Genomic DNA, 18,665 nt, shown 5'->3' with positions numbered 1-18,665 from the left:
AATCGAAACCGTGTCGCACTTATCAAGATCTCACAGAATCCAGGCTAAATATGATCTAACTTATTCCTACCTATTCGGGCCGAACTCGACTGTTTGTTCAACATGGTCATCGTTAATGTTGGACTGCGGATCACAAACCCAAAGCGGAGGAGGATGCGCCGCGCTGCGACTTATTGGATGAAGCGCTGTAACATCGATTACGCATGCCATTTTTTGGGCGCTCACGGTCAGCGGCCCTAGAGTCGCATGAGCGTCCGCCGACGCACTGCTGCTCCCCTCACCCACCACCACTGCCACCATGGCCGCGCCCGCAAGAATCGCTCCGGCCCATGTCCGCATCTCGATGACCTTTCCCGTTTTGCCCGAAGGGCGACTCACTCAATCGGCTTGGGCGAGTGTAGCGTTCGGGCCGCTTGGGCGGGCGCAGCCAAGCAGCGTGTCGTTGCTCTGCGAATCCGAGCCGAAGATACCATCGACAATATCCACAGGCCAAGAGTGATACGGCTCCGGCATGATCCGTAGTTACAGGCGTCAACACCGCGATGTAGGCAATCAGCCTACCACTACTCGACCGAGACGGGCCCTCCATTCGACTCACCCTGCGGCATCTCAGCACGGACCATGGGAGCAACCAAATACCGACCGACCGGTTATAGGAGCATGTGGGGACTATCGGTGGGTGATCTTGTTTCAGCTTGGGATTCGCGGAGCGGCGACATCCGTAGGGCTGAAGTTCACAGGTGACGCGGTACTGGCCTACCGGCGTGACCGCGTGCGACGCATCCGTCGGAGCGGCCGAAATACGGGCGACGATCCGGTCTACCAGCCCTGGCCTGTGTCACACTGCGTTCGGGACTCGCGCGGCGCGAGGACCGGATGGCACCTTCCGGGCGTCGGACCTGGATCGTCTGGCCGACTGTGACGGCGAGCGGACATGCCTCCCTACAGCGAACCCTCTTCGAACAGGAGTCGTTGGCAGGAGTGCATTGAATCTACAGACCCGGTTTAATCCCTGGGCTGGTACAAACCCGCGAATACACGAAATCTGCCCTCTCCCAGCGCCTTTCATCGTCCGGGACGGTCGACGACGTGGACGCCGCGGTGGACGGGCGGATACGACGACAGCACGTGCTGGAGGAAGACGGACACGAATTCGTGATACTTGTCCACCGAAGTGGCGCTGACGACGGTCGTGGGAGACGGAACGGTAATGCCGGGCAGTTGCGGCATCTGCTCGATATCGCGTCGCCGATCCGCGACTCATGTTCGGAGGCGGTGCCGCTCGTCAGCCGATTCGTGCATCCGACAACGTGTTTCGTGTTGTCAGATCAGGGCTCACGGAGATCGAGACGGTGAGCGGCGCAGCCATCACAGACGCGGCCGAGTTGAAGATATACGAGAAGGCTTGGTCGCAGCTGCGTGCACCGGCGTTGGATGGAGAGCGGGCCCAGCAGCTCATCCTGCGGGCAGACGGATGGCTGAGAAGGAGAGAACCCGATAGGCCCTGAACAGGGGAAGTGGTCCCAGCTGGGTTCGAACCAGCGACCTCTCGCGTGTGAGGCGAGCGCTCTCCCACTGAGCTATGAGACCTGAAACCGTGGGGTTCGGGGCGGGTTGGGGTCCGTTCCGAACGAGATGGAACCTTAACACGGTTCACCCTTGTCACACCAAATCGGGGGTTGAGCTGGGGGTTTCCGGTCGGGGCGGGTGCGGCGGCTCGAGGGTCGGCGGTTGGTGGGGAGGGGTGGGGGTGAGCAGGGGAACTACAGGGGTGTTATTCGGATTTTGGGCTCTCTACCAGGCGATTTGTTGGGTGTGTGGATCGTGGGCTAATGTTCTCTCTCGCAGCCGGAAGGGCGCGAGAGCGCGGCCGGGGGCAAAATGCGGATGTAGCGCAGTTGGTAGCGCATCACCTTGCCAAGGTGAGGGTCGCGGGTTCGAATCCCGTCATCCGCTCGAGGCCAACCGGCCTGGTTGGCGGTGTGGCCGAGTGGTGAGGCAACGGCCTGCAAAGCCGTGCACACGGGTTCGATTCCCGTCGCCGCCTCTAGTAGGCGACAGGCGCGATTAGCTCAGCGGGAGAGCGCTTCCCTGACACGGAAGAGGTCACTGGTTCAATCCCAGTATCGCGCACCATGTTCGGCAGGATAGCCCCGGTTTCGACCGGGGCTTTCTTGTGTTCGGGGGTCAGCGGCGTGGCCGGTCGAGGTGTGCTTCGGGGCGCAACCCGCGCCAGGACGGGTCGCGCATCATGCCCTCGGCGGTCCAATCGGTGAAGGCCACTTCCGCTGTCAGGCGAGGGGCAACCCAGACCACCTCCTCGCCCGCTCCGGGGTTGACCACCGCCGGTGTGTCCTGTTGCAGCGCAACCAGTCTCATGTGCAGGTCGGTGAGGGCCGTGCGGGTGAAGCCGGTTTCTACGGTTCCGATACGGATCAGGCGGCCGTCGGGGGTGGGGGTGGCGACGAGGAGGGCGCCGATTCGGCCCGGTCGGGGGCCGGGGCGCCAGCCGACTATGACGACGGGTTCGGTGTGCAGGTTTTCGATCTTGGTCCACAGCGGGGTGCGGCGGCCGGGGAGGTAGGGGGCGTCGAGGCGTTTGGCTATGAGGCCCTTCAGGTTCAGCTCTCGGGAGTGGGCCAGGAGCTCGGTGGCGGGGCCGGTGAGGCGGGGTGAGATCTGCCAGTGCGGGGTGTCGGGGGCGAGTTGTTCCAGGAGTTCGCGGCGGCGGTCGTAGGGGAGGTCGATGAGGGTGCGGTCGCCGAGGTGGAGGAGGTCGAAGGCGACGAAGACGGCGGGGGCGGTGGCGGCGAGGGCGGCGATCTCGTCGGGGTCGCGCTGGTGCATGCGGGATTGGATGGGGGCCGCGGCGGGGACGCCGTCGACGAAGGCGACTATCTCGCCGTCGACCACATACGGTGGGTCCGCCGGGGCGAGGGTGGCGAGTTCGGGCCACGCCGAGGTGATGTTGTTGCCGGTGCGGGACAGCAACAGCAACGTGTCGGCGACGTAGGCCACGGCGCGGATGCCGTCGAATCTCATCTCGAAGGCCCAGTGCTGTTCGTCGCTGGGTATCGGGCCGGGGGCGGCCAGCATCGGGGGGTATCGCGGGAGCATGGTCACCTACTTCTCGTCGCTCCTTCGGCGAAACGGACACGACCGGCAAATAGGCAGCATAGTACCGGGCGGTCCGCTCGGGGCCGGAAGTGGTGAAGCGGGTGGCCGAGGTTGATCCGAAGCAGCCCTGTCAGGCCGCGACGTCCACGCCGAGCAGTTTCTCCAGTGCTCGGGCGCCCTCGTCGGTGACGCCCAGCGTCCGCCGTTTCCCTTGTCGCCGAAGCCATCCCGCCGATTCCATGCGGGTCAGCACCGCGGCGCCGAGCGCGCCGCTGAGATGATGGCGTTGTTCGCTCCAGTCCAGGCAGAACCTCAGCAGTGGGCGGCGTTGGCGGCGAACGGAATTCAGATCGACGCCGAGGTCGGTGAAGACGGGTTCGGCGTGCGGGCCGAGTTCGTAGGGGTGCTCCTGGAGGGGGGCCGAGAGCGGATCGCCTTGTGCGCGTTCGGTTCCCGTGCCGCCGTCGGTGCGAATCAGGGCCTCGCGGGTCAGGAGGGCCTCGGTGACCGCGACGCCGAGCTGGCCCGCGAGGTGGTCGTAGCAGCTGCGGGCGCGGCGCATGGCGGCGGCGCGGGTGGATTCGCGCAACGAGCGGACGGGGCGGTCGGGGGCCAGCACCGCCAATGCCTCGATGGCGGCGGCCACCTGGGGATTGGCCAGGCGATAGTAGCGGTGGCGGCCGGAGCGTTCGACGGTGAGCAGGCCGCCCTCGACCAGGCGTGCGAGATGTTCGCTGGCGGTCGAGGCCGCGACGCCCGATTCCGCCGCCAGCACCGACGCGGGGAGGGAGCGGCCGTCGGCCAGGGCGGCCAGGACGCGGGCGCGGGTGGCGTCGGCCAGCAGGGCGCCGACCGCCGCGATATCGGTGTAGCCGTGCAGGGGGCGGTTGTCGGTCATGTCTCCAGTGTGGCGCGGACACACTTCGGTCCGTACCGAAGTGTGCGCGCACGGTTCGGCGAGAGCCGAAGGATTCGCGGGCAACACTACGGATATGAGTGCTTCGACCCTCGACAAGACGACGATCGAGAACCCGCACCGGGGCCGTACCCTGGCCGTACTCTGCGCCGGGATGTTCCTCGTCCTGCTGGACGTGACCATCGTGAACGTGGCCTTACCCGCGATCGGGAGCGGGCTGCACACCGAGGTCGCCATGCAGCAATGGGTGGTCGACGGCTACGTCGTCGCCATCGCGGGACTGCTGATCGCGGGTGGGACCGTCGGCGATCGGATCGGACATCGGCGGGTGCTGCTGGCGGGATTCGCGGTGTTCGGACTGGCCTCGCTGGGATGCGCGCTCGCGCCGAGCATCGGGGTGCTGATCGCCGCGCGCGTGGTGCAGGGCATCGGCGGGGCGCTGCTGCTGCCGAGCACGATGGCCGTGATCGTCGACGTGTATCCCGAACGCGGGGAGCAGGCGAAGGCGCTGGGCACGTGGGCGGCGGTGTCGTCGCTGGCGCTCCCGGCGGGACCGCTGCTCGGCGGGCTGCTCGTCGATCGGTTCGGGTGGCGGCCGGTGTTCTGGATCAATGTGCCGCTGACGATTCTCGCGATCGCGGGGACGTTGCTCGTGGTGCCGAATCGGCCGGGGAACAAGGCCGGGCGGCTCGACGTGGTGGGGGCCGCCGGATTCGTGGCCGGGTTGAGCGGGGCGGTGTTCACCGTGATCGCGGCGGGACATCGGGCGAGCGGCGCGACCGTGGTGGTCGCGGCGGCGGTGGCCGTGCTGGGATTCGGCGCGGCGCTGTGGTCGGCGCGGGTGGCCGAGCATCCGATCCTGCCGCTGGATCTGTTGCGGCGCAAGGCATTTCTGAGTCCGAATGTGGTGGCCGTGCTGATGAACGGGCTGTTCAACGGGACGTTGTTCGTCGGGATGCTGTATCTGCAAGACGTGCTGGGCTTTTCGCCGCTGGCGGCCGGAGTCATGGTGTTGCCCATGGCGATTCCGCTGGTGGTGCTGGCTCCGGTGTCGGGACGGTTGACCGCCGCGCGGGGGCCGCGGACCGCGGTGAGTCTCGGGTGCGCGCTGGCCGCGGTCGGGTCGCTGCTGTTGATCGGGGTGGGTCGGCACGGCGGGTCCGGTTGGCTGCTGGGCGGTTTCGCATTGCTCGGGTGCGGGGCGGGTTTGATGACCACTGCCGTGGTGGCGGCCGTGGTACGGGCCACTCCCCCGGCTCGGTCCGGGTTGGCTACGGGAGTGTCGAATACCTCGCGCCAGATCGGTACCGCGACCGGAGTCGCGATCTTCGGCGCGTTCGCCGGTTCTCCGCACACGAGTGGTTTCGTTCCCGCACTGCACACCCTCGCGCTCGCGGCGGCCGCGGCGTGGCTCGTGGCGCTGGTGATCACGCGGGTCGGGGTCGTCGCCGAGGCGGGCGGATCACCGAGCCCGGGCCGGTGAGCGCTGGTGATCGCGGGGGTGCGGGTCGTGGCCGCGTGGGATCGGCGGGCCGAAGAACCGGACACGCCCCCGCTTGACCACCGAAACCGCCCCGAGCGCATACCCTTTCGAATGAACGTGCGAAAGCTGGTGTAAGGGGTAGGTGTGGCGACGAGCCGGGTGGACGCGGGCGGCGACGGGCTGCTCGACGACGTGCGCGAGGGGCTGTCGTTCCAGCTGGAGGAGATCGACGAGACGATCACCGCCATGGTGGCCGATCAGGCGGCGGAGCGGGCGCGGGACGGGGAGCTGATTCCGTTGCGGCTCGGGCTCGACGGGGAGCGGCCCGAGACGCTCACGCTGCTGGGCATTCGGTACGAGTTGTCGCGGGATCGGGTGCGGCAGATCTACACGCGAGCGATCGGGCAGCTGATCCGGCGGGTGCAGGCGACGGGGGTGCCGAGCACCGCGGTGTTCGCGGAACGATATCCGGTCGGCTGGGGTGACGAACGGTTGGTGCGGACCCTGCTCGCCGAGACCTACGCGACCGACGCCGATATCGCGGCGCAGGATCTGGCATATCTGAAGTTGCGGCTGGCCGGGCACGGGCTGTTGGACTCGAAGCGGATCGCGGGGTTCGTGTTCCAGCGGATCGCCGGGTGGCAGCAGCGCGGACGTTGGCATCCGACCGAACCGCGGCAGGCCGATCCGGCGGCAGGGCTGGCGACGCCGCTGCTGCGGCGGGCGGTGTGGGGTTCGGGGACTCCGGCGGCCCTGCCGTCGACACCGCTGGAGACGCTCGACGCGGCCGATGACGCGCGGGGGTCGATGTTCACCGAGAAGCTCGGGCGGGAGGCGAGCTTCGACACCGCGCTCGAGGCGCGGCTGCTGCGGGTGCTCGATCAGGGGGAACAGGTCGAGACGTTCGTGGAGCGGCCCGGGGCGGTGGAGTACCGGCTGGACGGGGCGCGGCGCACGCATCATCCGACCGTCGCGGCGCGGCTGACCGACGGGCGGATCATGGCGATCGACGTGGTGCCGTTGGGGCGGTTGGCGGTCTATGGGAATCGGATGAAGCTGGCCGCGTCGCGGGCGTGGGCGCACGAACGCGGCTGGGGCTGGCTGGTGTTCACCGGGAGCCGGATGGGTGCGGACGATCTGGCGCGGCACGAGGTCGACGCCCGGCACGAGAACGCGCTGCGCAACCGGCTGGCGCGGGGGCCGATGGGGTGGGGCGAGTTCGCGCGGTTCGTCGAGGAGACCGGTATCGACGTGGTGGACCTGAGCGCGATGGTCGTGCGGCACGGCTGGCGCTGGGAACGCGGGCCGTTCCGGCTGGCCCGCGACGTCAGCGGCTGAGCCCGTTCCGTCCGGAAGCGATTCGCCCCGGTGTCGCGCATGTTTGCCGGGCGCACGGGCGGGCACGCCGTGCACATCGCAAAAATCCAGAGGACGGGGAAATCATGAGCATTGCATCGAGCACTGCGAAAGCGTTGGGTTCCACGGCCTCCGCCACCGCGCAGGCGGCCGGCGCGGTCGGCGGCGCCGCGGTGGGCGCGACCACCGGGGCCGCGCGCGGCATGATCGCCGGCGCCGTCTCGGGCGCCCGGAACGGGATCGACGCGCCGACGGCCACCGCGCTCGGGGTCGCCGCCGCGGGCGTGGCCGGACTCGTCGAATGGCCGATCGCGGCCGCGGCCGGTGGGGTGGCGGGCATCGCCTATCTCGCGCGACGCGGCAAACATGAACCGCCGCAGGAGATTTCGGCGTCCGAGACGGAGAAGCCGGTGGCCATCGAGGGCAAGCGGAAGTCGAGCTCCCGCAGCGGTAAGCAGACCGGCCCGGCCAACCGTTCGCGTCGACCCGCCCGCAGCACGCCATGATCGCAACGCTCCGATCGATCGTCACCGCCCCTGTCCGTATCCCGATGGCCGTCGGCCTCGAATTGGCCCGCAGACCCGCGGAGTTGGCGTCGAGGGTGTGGGACCCCGCCGCCGAATTCGTGCGTGATCCGGCGGCAGCGGCGTCGCGGGTGCTGGACCCCGCCGCCGAACTCATGCGCAACCCGGCGGCGATGGCGTCGCGAGTGCTGGACCCTGCCGCCGAACTCATGCGCACCCCCGCGACGATGGCAGCGCGAGTCCTGGACCCGGCCGCCGAACTCGTGCGCAAACCCGCGATGACGGCAGCGCGAGTCCTGGACCCTGCCGCCGAACTGATGCGCAACCCGGCGGCAGCGGCGTCGCGGGTGCTGGACCCCGCCGCTGAACTCATGCGTACTCCGGCGACCGTGGCAGCGCGAGTGCTGGATCCTGCCGCTGAACTGATGCGCGATCCAGCGGCGGCGGCATCGCGCGTTCTCGATCCCGCTGCCGACTTCGCGCGGGATTCCGCGGCGAGGGCGTCGCGCGTGCTGGAACCCGCGGCCGGGTTTGTGCGTAGACCTGTGGGGTGGGTGCTGGATGCTGAGGTGGGGGAGGTTGTCGGGGAGTTGGGTGAGGGGGTCGGGCGGGAGATCGGGGCGTTGTTCGATCCGCGGCGGTTGCGGCGGCAGCGGCGGATCAGTGTGCGGGGCAACAGGATTCATGCCGAGGTGCGGGGGTTGCGGGGGGCGGACGGTGGGGAGGTCGGGGGTGCGTTGCGGGGGCGGCTCGGGGCGGAACCGGGGGTGGAGTGGGTTCGGGTCAATGCGGCGACCGGGCATGTGACGGTGGCCGGCGAGGCGCTCTCGCCCGGGCGGCTGGAGACGCTGCTGGAGAAGGTCGAGGAGGTGGCGGGGACCGCGGAGCGGCCGTGGAGTCGGACGGTGGAGCATCCGGCGGATGTCGAACCGGTGCTGAACTCGGCGTTGCAGCTCGCGGGGGATGTGATCGGGCTCGGGGCGGCGCTGGCGGGGCGGACGCTGCCGTTGCCGCCGCCCGCGAATGTGCTGCGCGCGACGGTCGGATTCGTCGACGGGCAGCCCCGGGTGCGGGGTCTGCTGGAGGCGCAGTTGGGGCGGCATCGCACCGATACCGTGATCACGGTCGGGAACGCGTTGAGCCAGGCGATGGATTCGCAGGTGACGAGCCTGCTCGCCGATGCCGTGCAGCGGTCGGTGCGCTTGGTCGAGGCGGGGGCGCGGTACGCGCAGTGGCGACGCTGGGACGACCGGCTCGCCGACCCCGACCAGCCCGGCGTGCCCGAATGCCGCACGCCCGGACCACGTCCCGTGCCGCTGCCGCGCGGGCCCGTCGAGCGCAGCGCCGACGAGGTCAGCTCGGCCTCCACCCTGGTCTCGGCGGCGACGCTGACCGGTGGCCGCGGCGTGCGTGATGCCGCCGACGCGGTGGCCGCCGGTGTGCCGAAGGCGGCGCGCGCGGGGCGGGAGGTGTTCGCCGGAACCTTGGCGACCGCCATGTCCGCGCGTGGCGTGCTGACCATCGATCCGTTGCTGTGGCGTCGGCTGGATCGGGTTTCGGCCATTGTCGTCGATCGGCACGCCGTTCGTGGGGAACGGTCGGTCGTCCTCGCCGCCGACAGCGCGACCGACGACTGGCCGACCGAGCAGGTCTGGAGCGCGACCCAGCGGCTGTTGTGGCGCAATGGCCACGAGTTGCCGATTCCGCCGCCGCGGGGGCGTCGGCGGGCCGATCTGGAGTTGGTTCCCGAGGATGTGCCGCACGAGGACGAGCACGGGGGGATCGATGGAAAGCGTTCGGTGCCAGGGGGTTTCGACTCCGGTGAAGTGCCGCGTGCGAACTCGTCCGAGGAAATCCATTCGGAGACGGAGCGGGACGGCGATGTGGTCGCGACGAGCCGCGCTGCTGGTGACACAACCGCGATGCGGCTGGGGGCAATCGGGAACGGCACTCCCCCAGTGGATTTGGAGGAGACCGAAGAACACCAGTCCGCCGCCCACCCGGCTCCGACCGGAGATGACTCGGGCACCATTCTTTCGGTGGAGACCGGAGATGTCTCGGGCACAAACCTTTTGGAGCCGACGGCAGACAGCTCGGGTACGACACATTCGGAATCGAAGCGGACGGCGGGACATGGCCAGCAGCCGACCGAGGCTGTCGCGGGCGACGACGATGACGCGAATATAGACATCCGCGACGAACGATGCGGAAAGCCTTGTGCCGGTGACGTTCCCGAACCAGGAGACCCCCGCTGGTATCTACTGCGAGAACGAGGCCGGACCGTAGGACGCGTACTGATCGGCCGCGAGCCGCATCCGGACGCGGTGGGCCTGCTGGCGGCGGCACGGAAAGCCGGGTTGCGGGTGGTGCTCATCGGCGACGAGGGGACGGGAGAACTGCGCCGCAGCGCGGACGAGTTCGTGCGAGCGGGCGTTTCGGTGACGGAGCTCGTGCGGCGGATGCAGCGGCAGGGACATGTGGTCGCGGTGCTCAGCACCCAGGCGCATCGCGGATTGGGTGCGGCGGATCTCGGGATCGGGATGCTCGCGCACGGGGACGGCGGAACGCTGCACGTGCCGTGGCAGGCGGATGTGGTATGCCCGGATCTCGGGTGTGCGCGGGTGATCATCGCGGCCGCCGGGCGGGCGCGGGAGGTCAGCGAGCGAGGACGGGTGCTGACCCTGTCGGCGGCGACGCTGGCGGGCCTGCTGCTCGCGGCCGGGCCCGCGGGGAGCAGGCCCGCGCGGGCGACGAGTCCGATCTGGGCGGCGACGTTCCTCGGGCTGACCACCGGGTTCATCGGCGGTCGGCGGGCCGCGAGTTCGGCGCCGCCGACCCGGGTGCCGCTGGTCCCCTGGCACGCGCTCGAGGCCGACGAGGTGCTGTCGCGGCTGCCCTCGCCCAAACGGCTCGCCCCGCCGCCGCCGTCGCGGTTGGCGTCGGTGGGCGAGCGGCTCGCGGGCCGATGCGCGGCGCCCGCGGCGACGCTGATCGACCTCGCCCGGCACGTGCGGCGCGAACTGGCCGATCCGATGACGCCGCTGCTGGCGGTGGGGGCGGTGGCCTCGGCGCTGCTGGGGTCGCCCACCGACGCGCTGTTGGTCGGGTCGGTGCTCGGATTGAACGCGGTCGTATCGGCCGCGCAGCGTCGCCGGGCGCGAATGTCGTTGCACCGCTTGCTGGTCGGGGAACGACTGGAGGCGCGGGTGATCGCCGACGGTGCCGAGAAGCGTTTGCCCGCAACGGATCTGCGGCCGGGCGATGTCATCGCGCTGTCCTCCGGCGAGGTGGTTCCGGCCGACGCGCGGCTGCTGGAGACCGACGGGCTCGAGGTGGACGAATCCGGGCTGACCGGCGAATCGGTGACCGTGGAGAAGCGGATATCGGCGACACCCGGTGCGGCACTGGCGGATCGGTCCTGCATGGTGTTCGAGGGCAGCGTCATCGTGAACGGCACGGCGCGGGCCGTGGTGGTCGCGGTCGGGTCCGGCACCGAGGCCGGGCGGGCGCTGGCCGTGGCCGGGCCGCCGCCCACCGGGGGCGTGCAGGCGCAATTGCACAGCCTCACCGAGCGGGTGCTGCCGTTCACGCTCAGCGGCGGAACCGCCGTCACCGCGGCCAGTTTCCTGCGCGGACTGCCGTTGCGGCCCGCGCTGGCCGACGGACTCGCTGTCGCGGTGGCGGCGGTGCCGGAGGGCCTGCCGCTGGTGGCGACCGTGGCGCAGCTGGCGGCGACGCGGCGGCTGTCGCGGCGCGGGGTGCTGGTGCGGTCCAGTCGCACGATCGAGGCGCTGGGCCGGGTCGACACCGTCTGCTTCGACAAGACCGGCACCCTTACCGAGGGGCGGTTGCGGCTGGTCGCGCTCGGTGATCTCGACGACGACTGGGACGCCGACCGGGCCGAGGAGTCCGCGGAGGCGCGGCGGCTGCTGCGGGCGGCGGCGCGAGCCTGCCCGAATCCGGCGGACGGGCCGCTGGTGCACGCCACCGACCGCGCGGTGGTCGAGGCGGCCGACACCGCGCTCGGCGAACAGGCCGCGCACACTTGGGATCCCATCGAGGAGGTGCCGTTCGAGAGCTATCGCGGGTACGCGGCGGCCATCGGGCACACCGCCAAACATCTGCGGCTCGCGGTGAAGGGCGCGCCGGAGGTGCTGTTGCCGCGATGCGAGAAAGTGTTGCGCGCCAGGGGATCCGGACGCCGCGTCCAGGAGTTCACCGCCGACGATCGGACCGTCGCCGAGGAGGCAGTGCGGCGGATGGCGGCGCGCGGGTTGCGGGTACTGGTGGTGGCGCGGCGCGACTTCGCCACGGCCCCCGACGATGTCACCGAGGAGATCGAGCAACTCACCCTGCTCGGATTCATCGGGATCGCCGACAGCCCGCGACCGCAGGCCCGGCAGCTCGTGGAGGAGTTGGCGCACAACGGGATCGGGGTGCGAATGATCACCGGGGACCATCCGATCACCGCGCGCGCCATCGCCGAACAGCTCGGCATTCCCGCCGAGACGGTGGTCACCGGGGCGGACATCGACGCGCTCGACGAGGACGCGCAGGGCGAATTGATCGAGCACGCAACGGTTTTCGCGCGGGTGTCGCCCGAGCACAAGGTGCGGATCGTATCGGCCCTGCAACGGCACGGGCACGCGGTCGCGATGGCCGGGGACGGGTCCAATGACGCGGCGGCCATCCGGACCGCCGATGTCGGCATCGGACTGGCCGCGCGAGGTTCGGTCGCCGCGCGGGAGGCGGCGGATCTGATTCTGACGCAACCGGATTCGGGTTCGGATCTGACCGTGCTACGCGACGCGCTGGCCGAGGGGCGGGGCATGTGGCAGCGGGTGCGCGACGCGATCGGGGTGCTGGTGGGCGGTAACGCCGGGGAGGTGACGTTCACCGTGCTGGGCACGCTGCTGTCCGGGCGCGCGCCGATCGGGACGCGGCAGTTCCTGGTGGTGAATCTGCTGACCGACCTGGGTCCGGCGATGGCGGTCGCGTTGTCCGGGCACACCGAGACCGAGGACGGAACGCTGGGCCCGCCGCCGGAGATCGGCGGGGACTTCCTCCGCGCGGTCGCGGTGCGCGGGGCCTGCACGACCGCCGGTGCGGGGGCGGCGTGGCTGATCGGCCGGTACACCGGACGACGGCGGCGCGCGGAGACGATGGCGCTGGCGGCGTTGATCGGAACGCAGCTGGGTCAGACGCTGATGATCGGGCGGGACAGCCGACTGGTGTGGGCGACCGTCGCGGGCAGCGGGGCGCTGCTGGCGGGGATCATCATGACGCCGGGAGTGAGCCGGTTCTTCGGGTGTGTGCCGCTGGGGCCGGTGGCGTGGATGACGGTGGTGGGGTGTGCTGTCGGTGGGACGGCGGCGTCGGTGTTGGCGGGGCGGGCGGCGCGTTGAGGAGTCCCGCGCCTGCGGGACCCCTCTGGGCACGACCTCCGCCGGAATTCGGCGGGACGGGTCAGTGCAGCATGAGGCCTGCCGCGATGAAGGTGATGATCACCAATACGGCGAAGCAGGTGATCAGTTGCCAATGTTTCAGGGCCTCTTGTTGTTTGGCGATGGTGACGCGGAGGGTGGCGTCCACGCGGTCGTGGTCGGCGAGGCGGCGGCGGGTGGCGTCGAGGTCCTCGGCGGTCTGTTCGGCGCGTTCGAGGCGGCCGAGGAGTTTGTGGATCTGTTTGGCCTTGTCGCGGGTGGCCTTGCGGGCCAAGGCCAATGCGGTGCGCTGGTGGACGAGTTCCTGGCGCTGCTGCGCGATGAGCAGTGCCTGCGCGCGGGTGTGCTGCTCCCAGTCGGTCACCGTCGCCCATCCTCCCGTGGTCTCGTCGCGCCAGCCCCAGGCCAGGTCGCCGGATACCCAGCCGTCCAGGAAATCTCGTACCGCCCAGGATTTTTCGGTCGGTTCGACCACGCCCGCGGGGCCCGCCTCGACGCGTCCGGAGACCGCGCGGTACTCGCAGACCGCCGGGGCGAAGTCGTCGACGCCGAGGGCGGGCAGGCGCGGTACCCAGAAGCCGGGGGCGCACAACCACAGGACCTCGTCGCAGCCGACCGCGCGCAGGCGGGCCGTGCGTTCCTGCGCGTGCGCCAAGGATACCGGGGCGCTGCGCACCTCGATCGCGCAGCGGCGAGAACCCTTGCGCCACAACACACTCGGGGTCTGCGCGCCGAGCGGCCTGTCGACCTCGGCGTCGTCCGCGCCGCACGCCAGCAGCCGACCGCGGAGCCAGTACTTGAACCGCTGCACATCCCAGTGACAGTTACCGCACCCCGGCTCCCGGCACCGCTCCCCCGGCTGATGTCCGCGCGGATTCGGCTCCACCACGGGCATATCCGTGGGCGCCAGCACCGCCGCGCCCGCTGGCCCGACCTCGGTCCGTTCCTTCGTGCTCACGCGACCACTTCCCCTACACCGTGCACCCGCCGACCGTTCCGGCCTGCTCCCTCCAGAGTGCCGCAAAGATCAGGACAGTTCACGTGAACCCGACCGGATTCGTTATGCAACCGGTTCGTCGGCGTGACCAACAAGCGTGGAACGAGGCCCCGCCGAGACCCAGGCCCACGAACCCAGCCGCACCCCTTGTTGGGATCCGCACCCGTTTCGGGGCCCTGGAAGGGGTGCGGATTCGAATAAAGGGTGCGGCTGGGTTCGTGGGCCTGGGGGTGGTGGTGGGGGTTAGGCTGCCGCAATGGGTTTGGCGGTGGTTCGGGGGGCTCGGGTTGCCAATGGGGTGGCGTTCGGGTTGCAGGGGTTCTTCTTGGCTGTGGTGTTGACGGAGTTGCCGCAGCAGCGGGATCGGTTCGGGTTGGGGGATGGGGAGGTTTTGGGGGCGGTGGTGATGGTTTCGGTGTTGGCGGCGGTGGGGAGTTTGGTGGCCGAAGCTGTGGCGGTGCGGTGGTCGAGTCGGGTCGCGGTGCGGGTGGGGTTGGGGTTGATCGGGATGACGGGGGTGGGGGTGGCGGTGGCGCCGAGTGTGGGGGTGTTGTTCGTGGCGTTGGGGGGTTACGGGGTGGCGGTGGGGATGGTGGACGCCAGTACGAATATGCAGGCGGTGTTCATTCAGCACGGGTTGGGGACGTTCGTGCTGGCGTCGTTCTACGCGGCGTGGAGTGCGGGGTCGATTCTGGGGGCGTTGTTCGTGGCGGGGTCGGAGAAGGTGGGGGTGCACGCGAGTTGGACGCTCGGGATCGCGGCGGGGGTGGTGTTCGTGGCGGGGCTGGTCCTGGGGCCGCGGTTGCTGGGGACGCGGCAGGCGGAGGCCGAACCCGAGGAGGCCGCCGCGGCCGAAAGGGTCGGGCTGCGAGCGTATTTGGCGTTCGGGGTGGCGATGGCGCTGGTGTTCGCGGTGGACCTCGCGGTGGGCAACTGGTCGGCGCTCTATCTGAAGGACGATCTGCTGTCCTCGTCGGCGACGGCGGCGCTGGCCTTGGCGGCCTATCAGGGGGCGTCACTGCTGACCCGGGCGACCGGCGACGCGTTCACTCGGCGGTTCGGGGCGCGGGCGGTGGTCCGCACGGCCGCCGCGATCGGGTCGGTCGGATTGCTGCTCGTCGTGGCCGCCCCCTCCCCCGTCCCGGCGCTGCTCGGATTCCTCGTCGCGGGGCTCGGGCTGCCGGTGATCGCGCCGCTGTGCTTCAGCGAGGCGGGTGAGCTGACCGGCGGGCGGGGGCTCGACGCGGTGATCGCCCGGCTCAACCTGTTCAACTACGCGGGCACCCTCATCGGCGGCGGCGTGGTCGGGGCCGTCGCCGACGCCACCTCGCGGCGTGTCGGATTCGTCATCCCGCTGATCTTCGCGGTGCTGCTGATCGGGTCCGCCCGGTGGTTCCATCCGCGTCGGTCGGTTGTGGTGCGATAGGACCATGATCGATACCCCAGTCACCGTCGACCGGGCCGGGCTGTGGGACGCCGAGGCCCTGAGCGATGTCGCGGCGGCCACCTTCCCGCTCGCGTGCCCGCCGGAATTGGCGCCCGCCGACATCGACGCGTTCGTCGCGAACGTGCTGTCGGAGGACCACTTCGGCGACTACCTCAGCGATCCGCACCGGACCGTGCTCAAGGCCGTAGCGGGCGCGGAGATCGTCGGCTACACCATGCTGGTCGCGGGCGAACCCGCCGATCCCGATGTGGCACAAGCGGTTACGGCGCGCCCGGTGATCGAGATCAGCAAGATGTACGTGCTCCCCGGCCATCACGGCAGCGGCGTGTCGACGGCGTTGATGGCCGCCGCCGTCGACACGGCCCGCCGCGGTGGGTTCGCCGTGGTGTGGCTGGGGGTGAACCAGTACAACGAACGCGCCCAACGCTTCTACGCCAAGCACGGATTCGAACGCGTCGGCACCAAGACCTTCACCGTCGGTTCGCGGGTGTGCGAGGACTACGTCATGCAGATGGCGCTGTGACCGGTTTGGCGACCGCGACGAACCGCGCCCCGAGGAACATGGTCTCGTACACTTCCGGAATCTCCGGCAGCGCGCGGCCGTAACGAGCCGAAAGTTCCCGCACCGTCAGCGATTCCGCGGTCCAGCCGCGCGCGCCGAACCAGGTTTCGGGCGCGCTGCGGTCGTCGGTGTAGAACAGCTCGCGCAGATCGATCTCCGCCATGGGCGTGCCCCGCAGTTGCTCGGCCTGGAATTCGGCCATCCGATCCAGATCCCGCAGATCGCTCATCGAGTCCAGGGCCAGGCGGCTGCCCGGCGCCGACAGTCGCTCGACGCGTTCGAACAGCGCCTCCTGCGCCGCGCCCGGCAGATACGGCAGCAGACCCTCGGCGGTCCACGCGGTGGGCGCGCCCGGATCGAAACCGGAGTCGAGCAGTGCCGCGGGCCAGTCCTCGCGCAGATCGATGGCGATGGCGTGCCGCCGGGCCGCGGGCACCGCGTCGTGTTCGTCGAGGACCCGGGCCTTGAATTCGAGCACCTTGGGCTGATCGAGTTCGAACACCGTGGTCCCCGCGGGCCAGTCCAGGCGGTAGGCGCGCGCGTCCAGACCGGCCGCGAGGATCACCGCCTGCCGCACCCCGTCCGCGGCGGCCGCGCGGAAGTGTTCGTCGAAGAACCGGCTGCGCAGGCCGATCATGGTCGAGGCCAGTTTGGATTCGACGCGGTCCGAATCCTCGTGCAGCCAGCGGGTCATGCCCTCGTGGCCGGAGGCGGTGACGAAGCGGGCGGCGAAATCGTCGCGGATCAACGCGTCGGGTTGTTCGGACTCGAGTGCCCGGGCGGCGGCGACGCCGAGGGCCGTCGCCCCGACGCTGCTCACGATGTCCCAGGTATCTCCCTCAGTACGCACGGCATTCCTCCGATCGGTAGAACCAGCTGTGACGCAACGGAAAACGATCGAGCGTCCGTGACCACGGACACGCGCAATCTTACGTCCGCTAACGACATTGCGCCCAGTTGGAAGCGATCGGGAATCAGGACAGCAGTGCGGCTTTCAGCGCCGCGACCTCGTCGGCGCTGAGCTTCAACCCGTCCCGTACGTAGTTGTCGAACGACCCGTAGCTCTGGTCCACCTGGTCGAACGCGGCGTCGAGGGCCGCGGGGGCGACGCCGTTGAGGGTGTCGTTCGGCGCGGCGTCGCGGTAGTAGTTCGACAACAGGTAGTCGTAGGTGACGGTCTGGCGGTCGACGCCGAGGACGGTCAGCAGCACCGCCGACATCCAGCCGGTGCGATCCTTGCCCGCGGTGCAGTGGTAGAGCACCGCGCCGTCGCCCGCCAGGATGTCGCGCACGACGTTCGCGAAGCCCTCGCTCGCGCCGGGCGCGGTGATGAACGCGCGGTACAGATCCGGGCCCGCGGTGATCGCGGAGGCCATCACCTGCGGCGGGGCCTGGCCGATGATGTCGTCCCAATGGGCTTGCGCGCCAACGGGTATCCGGTCGGGGGCCACGGCCCGCTCGATCGCCATGCGCAGATCGTCGACCGCGCGCACCCCGCGATCGGTGAGCGCGGTCAGGTCGGCGTCGGTGGCCTTGCTCAGCTCGCCGGTGCGGAACACCAGTCCCGAGCGGACCACGTGCCCGTCGGTGGTGCGGTAGCCGCCGAGGTCGCGGGCGTTGAGCACCCCCTGCAATCCGAGCGAGCGCTGGTCGAGATCGGTCACGACCGAACTCGTGGCCGCGGGCGGTTCGACGGCGAGCGCGACCCCGGCGACGGGACCGCAGGCGAGGACCGCGGCGATCAGCGGCGCGGCGAGACGAACGGAGCGGTGGGCCACGAAGATTCCTTTCCTCAGGCGGTCGGTACCTCGTACCGCGACAGCGCGAGCAGCCGGGAGATGGCGCGCAGGTACTTCTTGCGGTAACCGCCGCCGAGCATCTCCTCGGAGAAGATCTTGTCCAGCTTCACCCCGGACACCGTGACCGGAATACCCGCATCGTAGAGCCGGTCGGCCAGAACCACCACGCGCAACGCGACCGCCTGGTCGGTGAGCGTGTGCACGTTCGACACGAACACCGCCGACACACCCGAGAGCAGCGCCCCGTACCGGGAGGGATGCAGGGTGCTCAGATGTTGCAGCAGCGCGTCGAACTCGTCGAGCGTGGAATCCGGTGTGGCGGCGGCCTTTTCGGCCAGATGCGCCGGATCGGTGGGCTCGGGCGCGGGCGGCAGGTCGCGGTGGCGGTAGTCGGGGCCGTCGACGCGCACGGTCTCGAACAGCGCGCCGAGCTTGCGGATCTCACGCAGGAAGTCCTGCGCGGCGAAGCGGCCCTCGCCCAACTGGTCGGGCAGCGTGTTGGAGGTCGCGGCCACCGAGACACCGCGCGCGGTGAGTTCGGTAAGGAGTCTGGACACGAGCATGGTGTCGCCCGGGTCGTCGAGTTCGAATTCGTCGATGCACAACACGCTGTTTCCGGACAGTCGTTCGACGGCGTTCGCGAAACCCAGCGCGCCCACCAGATTGGTGACCTCGCCGAAGGTGCCGAACGATTTGGGTGCGGGCGAGGCGTGGAAGATCGAGGCGAGCAGGTGGGTCTTGCCGACGCCGAAACCGCCGTCGAGGTACAGGCCCGCCCCGTCGACCTGCTTCTTCTTGCCGAACAGGGTCTTGCGGCCCTGGGCGGCGTGGATCTTGGCGACCTGTCCGGCGAACCGCTCGGCCTTGGCCACGGCCTCGGCCTGGCTGGGTTCGTCGGGGGCGGGAATGTAGGAGGCGAAACTCACCTCGTCGAATGTGGGCGGCGGCACCATCTGCGCGATGAGCTGATCGGCCGGGACCTCCGGGTTGCGATCGACGAGGTGTTGTTGCACGCATGTA

The 18,665-nt window shown here is 69.9% G+C and carries 13 protein-coding genes and 4 tRNA genes; 10 read left to right on the top strand and 7 right to left on the bottom strand.

Annotation, left to right across the window (positions count from 1 at the left end; translation table 11 throughout):
* Positions 1–990: 990 nt before the first annotated feature.
* The gene (locus tag ACFYTQ_RS03195; protein ID WP_387357024.1) at positions 991–1,356 is read left to right on the top strand and encodes a Scr1 family TA system antitoxin-like transcriptional regulator; all 366 of its coding nucleotides are present in this window, start codon (positions 991–993) and stop codon (positions 1,354–1,356) included.
* Positions 1,357–1,518: 162 nt separating this feature from the next.
* Here ACFYTQ_RS03195 and ACFYTQ_RS03190 read toward each other — a convergent pair.
* Positions 1,519–1,590, bottom strand: a tRNA-Val gene (locus tag ACFYTQ_RS03190).
* 293 nt (positions 1,591–1,883) lie between these two features.
* Between ACFYTQ_RS03190 and ACFYTQ_RS03185 the strand changes: the two genes are divergently transcribed.
* The 3 genes from ACFYTQ_RS03185 to ACFYTQ_RS03175 all read left to right on the top strand — a co-directional run bounded on the left by ACFYTQ_RS03185 (position 1,884) and on the right by ACFYTQ_RS03175 (position 2,136).
* A tRNA-Gly gene (locus ACFYTQ_RS03185) sits at positions 1,884–1,956 on the top strand.
* A 20-nt stretch (positions 1,957–1,976) separates the two neighbouring features.
* Positions 1,977–2,047 (top strand) — tRNA-Cys (locus ACFYTQ_RS03180).
* A gap of 14 nt (positions 2,048–2,061) precedes the next feature.
* Positions 2,062–2,136: transfer RNA gene (locus ACFYTQ_RS03175), tRNA-Val, on the top strand.
* Positions 2,137–2,187: 51 nt separating this feature from the next.
* Here the strand turns inward: ACFYTQ_RS03175 and ACFYTQ_RS03170 are convergent.
* Entirely contained in the window at positions 2,188–3,117 is a 930-nt protein-coding gene (locus tag ACFYTQ_RS03170; RefSeq protein WP_387357022.1) for a hypothetical protein, read from the bottom strand.
* A gap of 130 nt (positions 3,118–3,247) precedes the next feature.
* Entirely contained in the window at positions 3,248–4,015 is a 768-nt protein-coding gene (locus ACFYTQ_RS03165) for an ArsR/SmtB family transcription factor (RefSeq protein WP_387356652.1), read from the bottom strand.
* A gap of 94 nt (positions 4,016–4,109) precedes the next feature.
* On the opposite strand from ACFYTQ_RS03165, the gene ACFYTQ_RS03160 reads away from it, so the two are divergent.
* From ACFYTQ_RS03160 to ACFYTQ_RS03145, 4 genes are all read left to right on the top strand, one after another.
* Positions 4,110–5,516, top strand: coding sequence for an MFS transporter (locus ACFYTQ_RS03160; protein WP_387356650.1), 1,407 nt, complete (start codon positions 4,110–4,112; stop codon positions 5,514–5,516).
* A 144-nt stretch (positions 5,517–5,660) separates the two neighbouring features.
* The gene (locus ACFYTQ_RS03155; RefSeq protein WP_387356648.1) at positions 5,661–6,854 is read left to right on the top strand and encodes a hypothetical protein; all 1,194 of its coding nucleotides are present in this window, start codon (positions 5,661–5,663) and stop codon (positions 6,852–6,854) included.
* A gap of 104 nt (positions 6,855–6,958) precedes the next feature.
* Complete coding sequence (locus ACFYTQ_RS03150) at positions 6,959–7,378, top strand: hypothetical protein (protein ID WP_387356646.1); 420 nt, start codon at positions 6,959–6,961, stop codon at positions 7,376–7,378.
* Positions 7,375–12,801: an HAD-IC family P-type ATPase gene (locus ACFYTQ_RS03145; protein ID WP_387356645.1), complete on the top strand. Its 5,427-nt coding sequence runs from the start codon at positions 7,375–7,377 to the stop codon at positions 12,799–12,801. Before ACFYTQ_RS03150 ends, ACFYTQ_RS03145 begins: the two co-directional genes overlap by 4 nt.
* Positions 12,802–12,862: 61 nt before the next feature.
* Here the strand turns inward: ACFYTQ_RS03145 and ACFYTQ_RS03140 are convergent, their stop codons facing one another.
* Complete coding sequence (locus ACFYTQ_RS03140; protein ID WP_387356643.1) at positions 12,863–13,798, bottom strand: hypothetical protein; 936 nt, start codon at positions 13,796–13,798, stop codon at positions 12,863–12,865.
* Between the two features lie 295 nt (positions 13,799–14,093).
* Here ACFYTQ_RS03140 and ACFYTQ_RS03135 point away from each other — a divergent pair, with 295 nt between their 5' ends.
* Together ACFYTQ_RS03135 and ACFYTQ_RS03130 are read left to right on the top strand one after the other, a co-directional pair.
* Complete coding sequence (locus tag ACFYTQ_RS03135; protein ID WP_387356642.1) at positions 14,094–15,263, top strand: MFS transporter; 1,170 nt, start codon at positions 14,094–14,096, stop codon at positions 15,261–15,263.
* Between the two features lie 4 nt (positions 15,264–15,267).
* Positions 15,268–15,807 (top strand): GNAT family N-acetyltransferase, encoded by a 540-nt coding sequence (locus ACFYTQ_RS03130; protein ID WP_387356641.1) that lies wholly within the window; start codon positions 15,268–15,270, stop codon positions 15,805–15,807.
* Here ACFYTQ_RS03130 and ACFYTQ_RS03125 read toward each other — a convergent pair.
* The 3 genes from ACFYTQ_RS03125 to zapE all read right to left on the bottom strand — a co-directional run bounded on the left by ACFYTQ_RS03125 (position 15,788) and on the right by zapE (position 18,658).
* Positions 15,788–16,696 (bottom strand): class I SAM-dependent methyltransferase, encoded by a 909-nt coding sequence (locus ACFYTQ_RS03125; RefSeq protein ID WP_387356639.1) that lies wholly within the window; start codon positions 16,694–16,696, stop codon positions 15,788–15,790. The genes ACFYTQ_RS03130 and ACFYTQ_RS03125 overlap by 20 nt on opposite strands.
* Before the next feature lie 124 nt (positions 16,697–16,820).
* Positions 16,821–17,624 carry a tyrosine-protein phosphatase gene (locus ACFYTQ_RS03120; protein WP_387356637.1) on the bottom strand — a complete coding sequence of 268 codons (804 nt, stop codon included), beginning with the start codon at positions 17,622–17,624 and terminating at the stop codon, positions 16,821–16,823.
* Positions 17,625–17,638: 14 nt separating this feature from the next.
* Positions 17,639–18,658, bottom strand: coding sequence for a cell division protein ZapE (gene zapE / locus ACFYTQ_RS03115; RefSeq protein WP_387356636.1), 1,020 nt, complete (start codon positions 18,656–18,658; stop codon positions 17,639–17,641).
* Positions 18,659–18,665: the final 7 nt, after the last annotated feature.

It is taken from the genome of Nocardia sp. NPDC004068, assembly GCF_042874315.1.
Taxonomy (GTDB): domain Bacteria; phylum Actinomycetota; class Actinomycetes; order Mycobacteriales; family Mycobacteriaceae; genus Nocardia.
This window is presented reverse-complemented; position numbering and strand designations above follow the sequence as displayed.

Coding starts and splice junctions, on each gene's coding strand:
- ACFYTQ_RS03170 (WP_387357022.1), bottom strand. CDS start 3,117: ATGCTCCCGCGATACCCCCCGATGCTGGCCGCCCCCGGCCCGATACCC.
- ACFYTQ_RS03165 (WP_387356652.1), bottom strand. CDS start 4,015: ATGACCGACAACCGCCCCCTGCACGGCTACACCGATATCGCGGCGGTC.
- ACFYTQ_RS03160 (WP_387356650.1), top strand. CDS start 4,110: ATGAGTGCTTCGACCCTCGACAAGACGACGATCGAGAACCCGCACCGG.
- ACFYTQ_RS03150 (WP_387356646.1), top strand. CDS start 6,959: ATGAGCATTGCATCGAGCACTGCGAAAGCGTTGGGTTCCACGGCCTCC.
- ACFYTQ_RS03145 (WP_387356645.1), top strand. CDS start 7,375: ATGATCGCAACGCTCCGATCGATCGTCACCGCCCCTGTCCGTATCCCG.
- ACFYTQ_RS03135 (WP_387356642.1), top strand. CDS start 14,094: ATGGGTTTGGCGGTGGTTCGGGGGGCTCGGGTTGCCAATGGGGTGGCG.
- ACFYTQ_RS03130 (WP_387356641.1), top strand. CDS start 15,268: ATGATCGATACCCCAGTCACCGTCGACCGGGCCGGGCTGTGGGACGCC.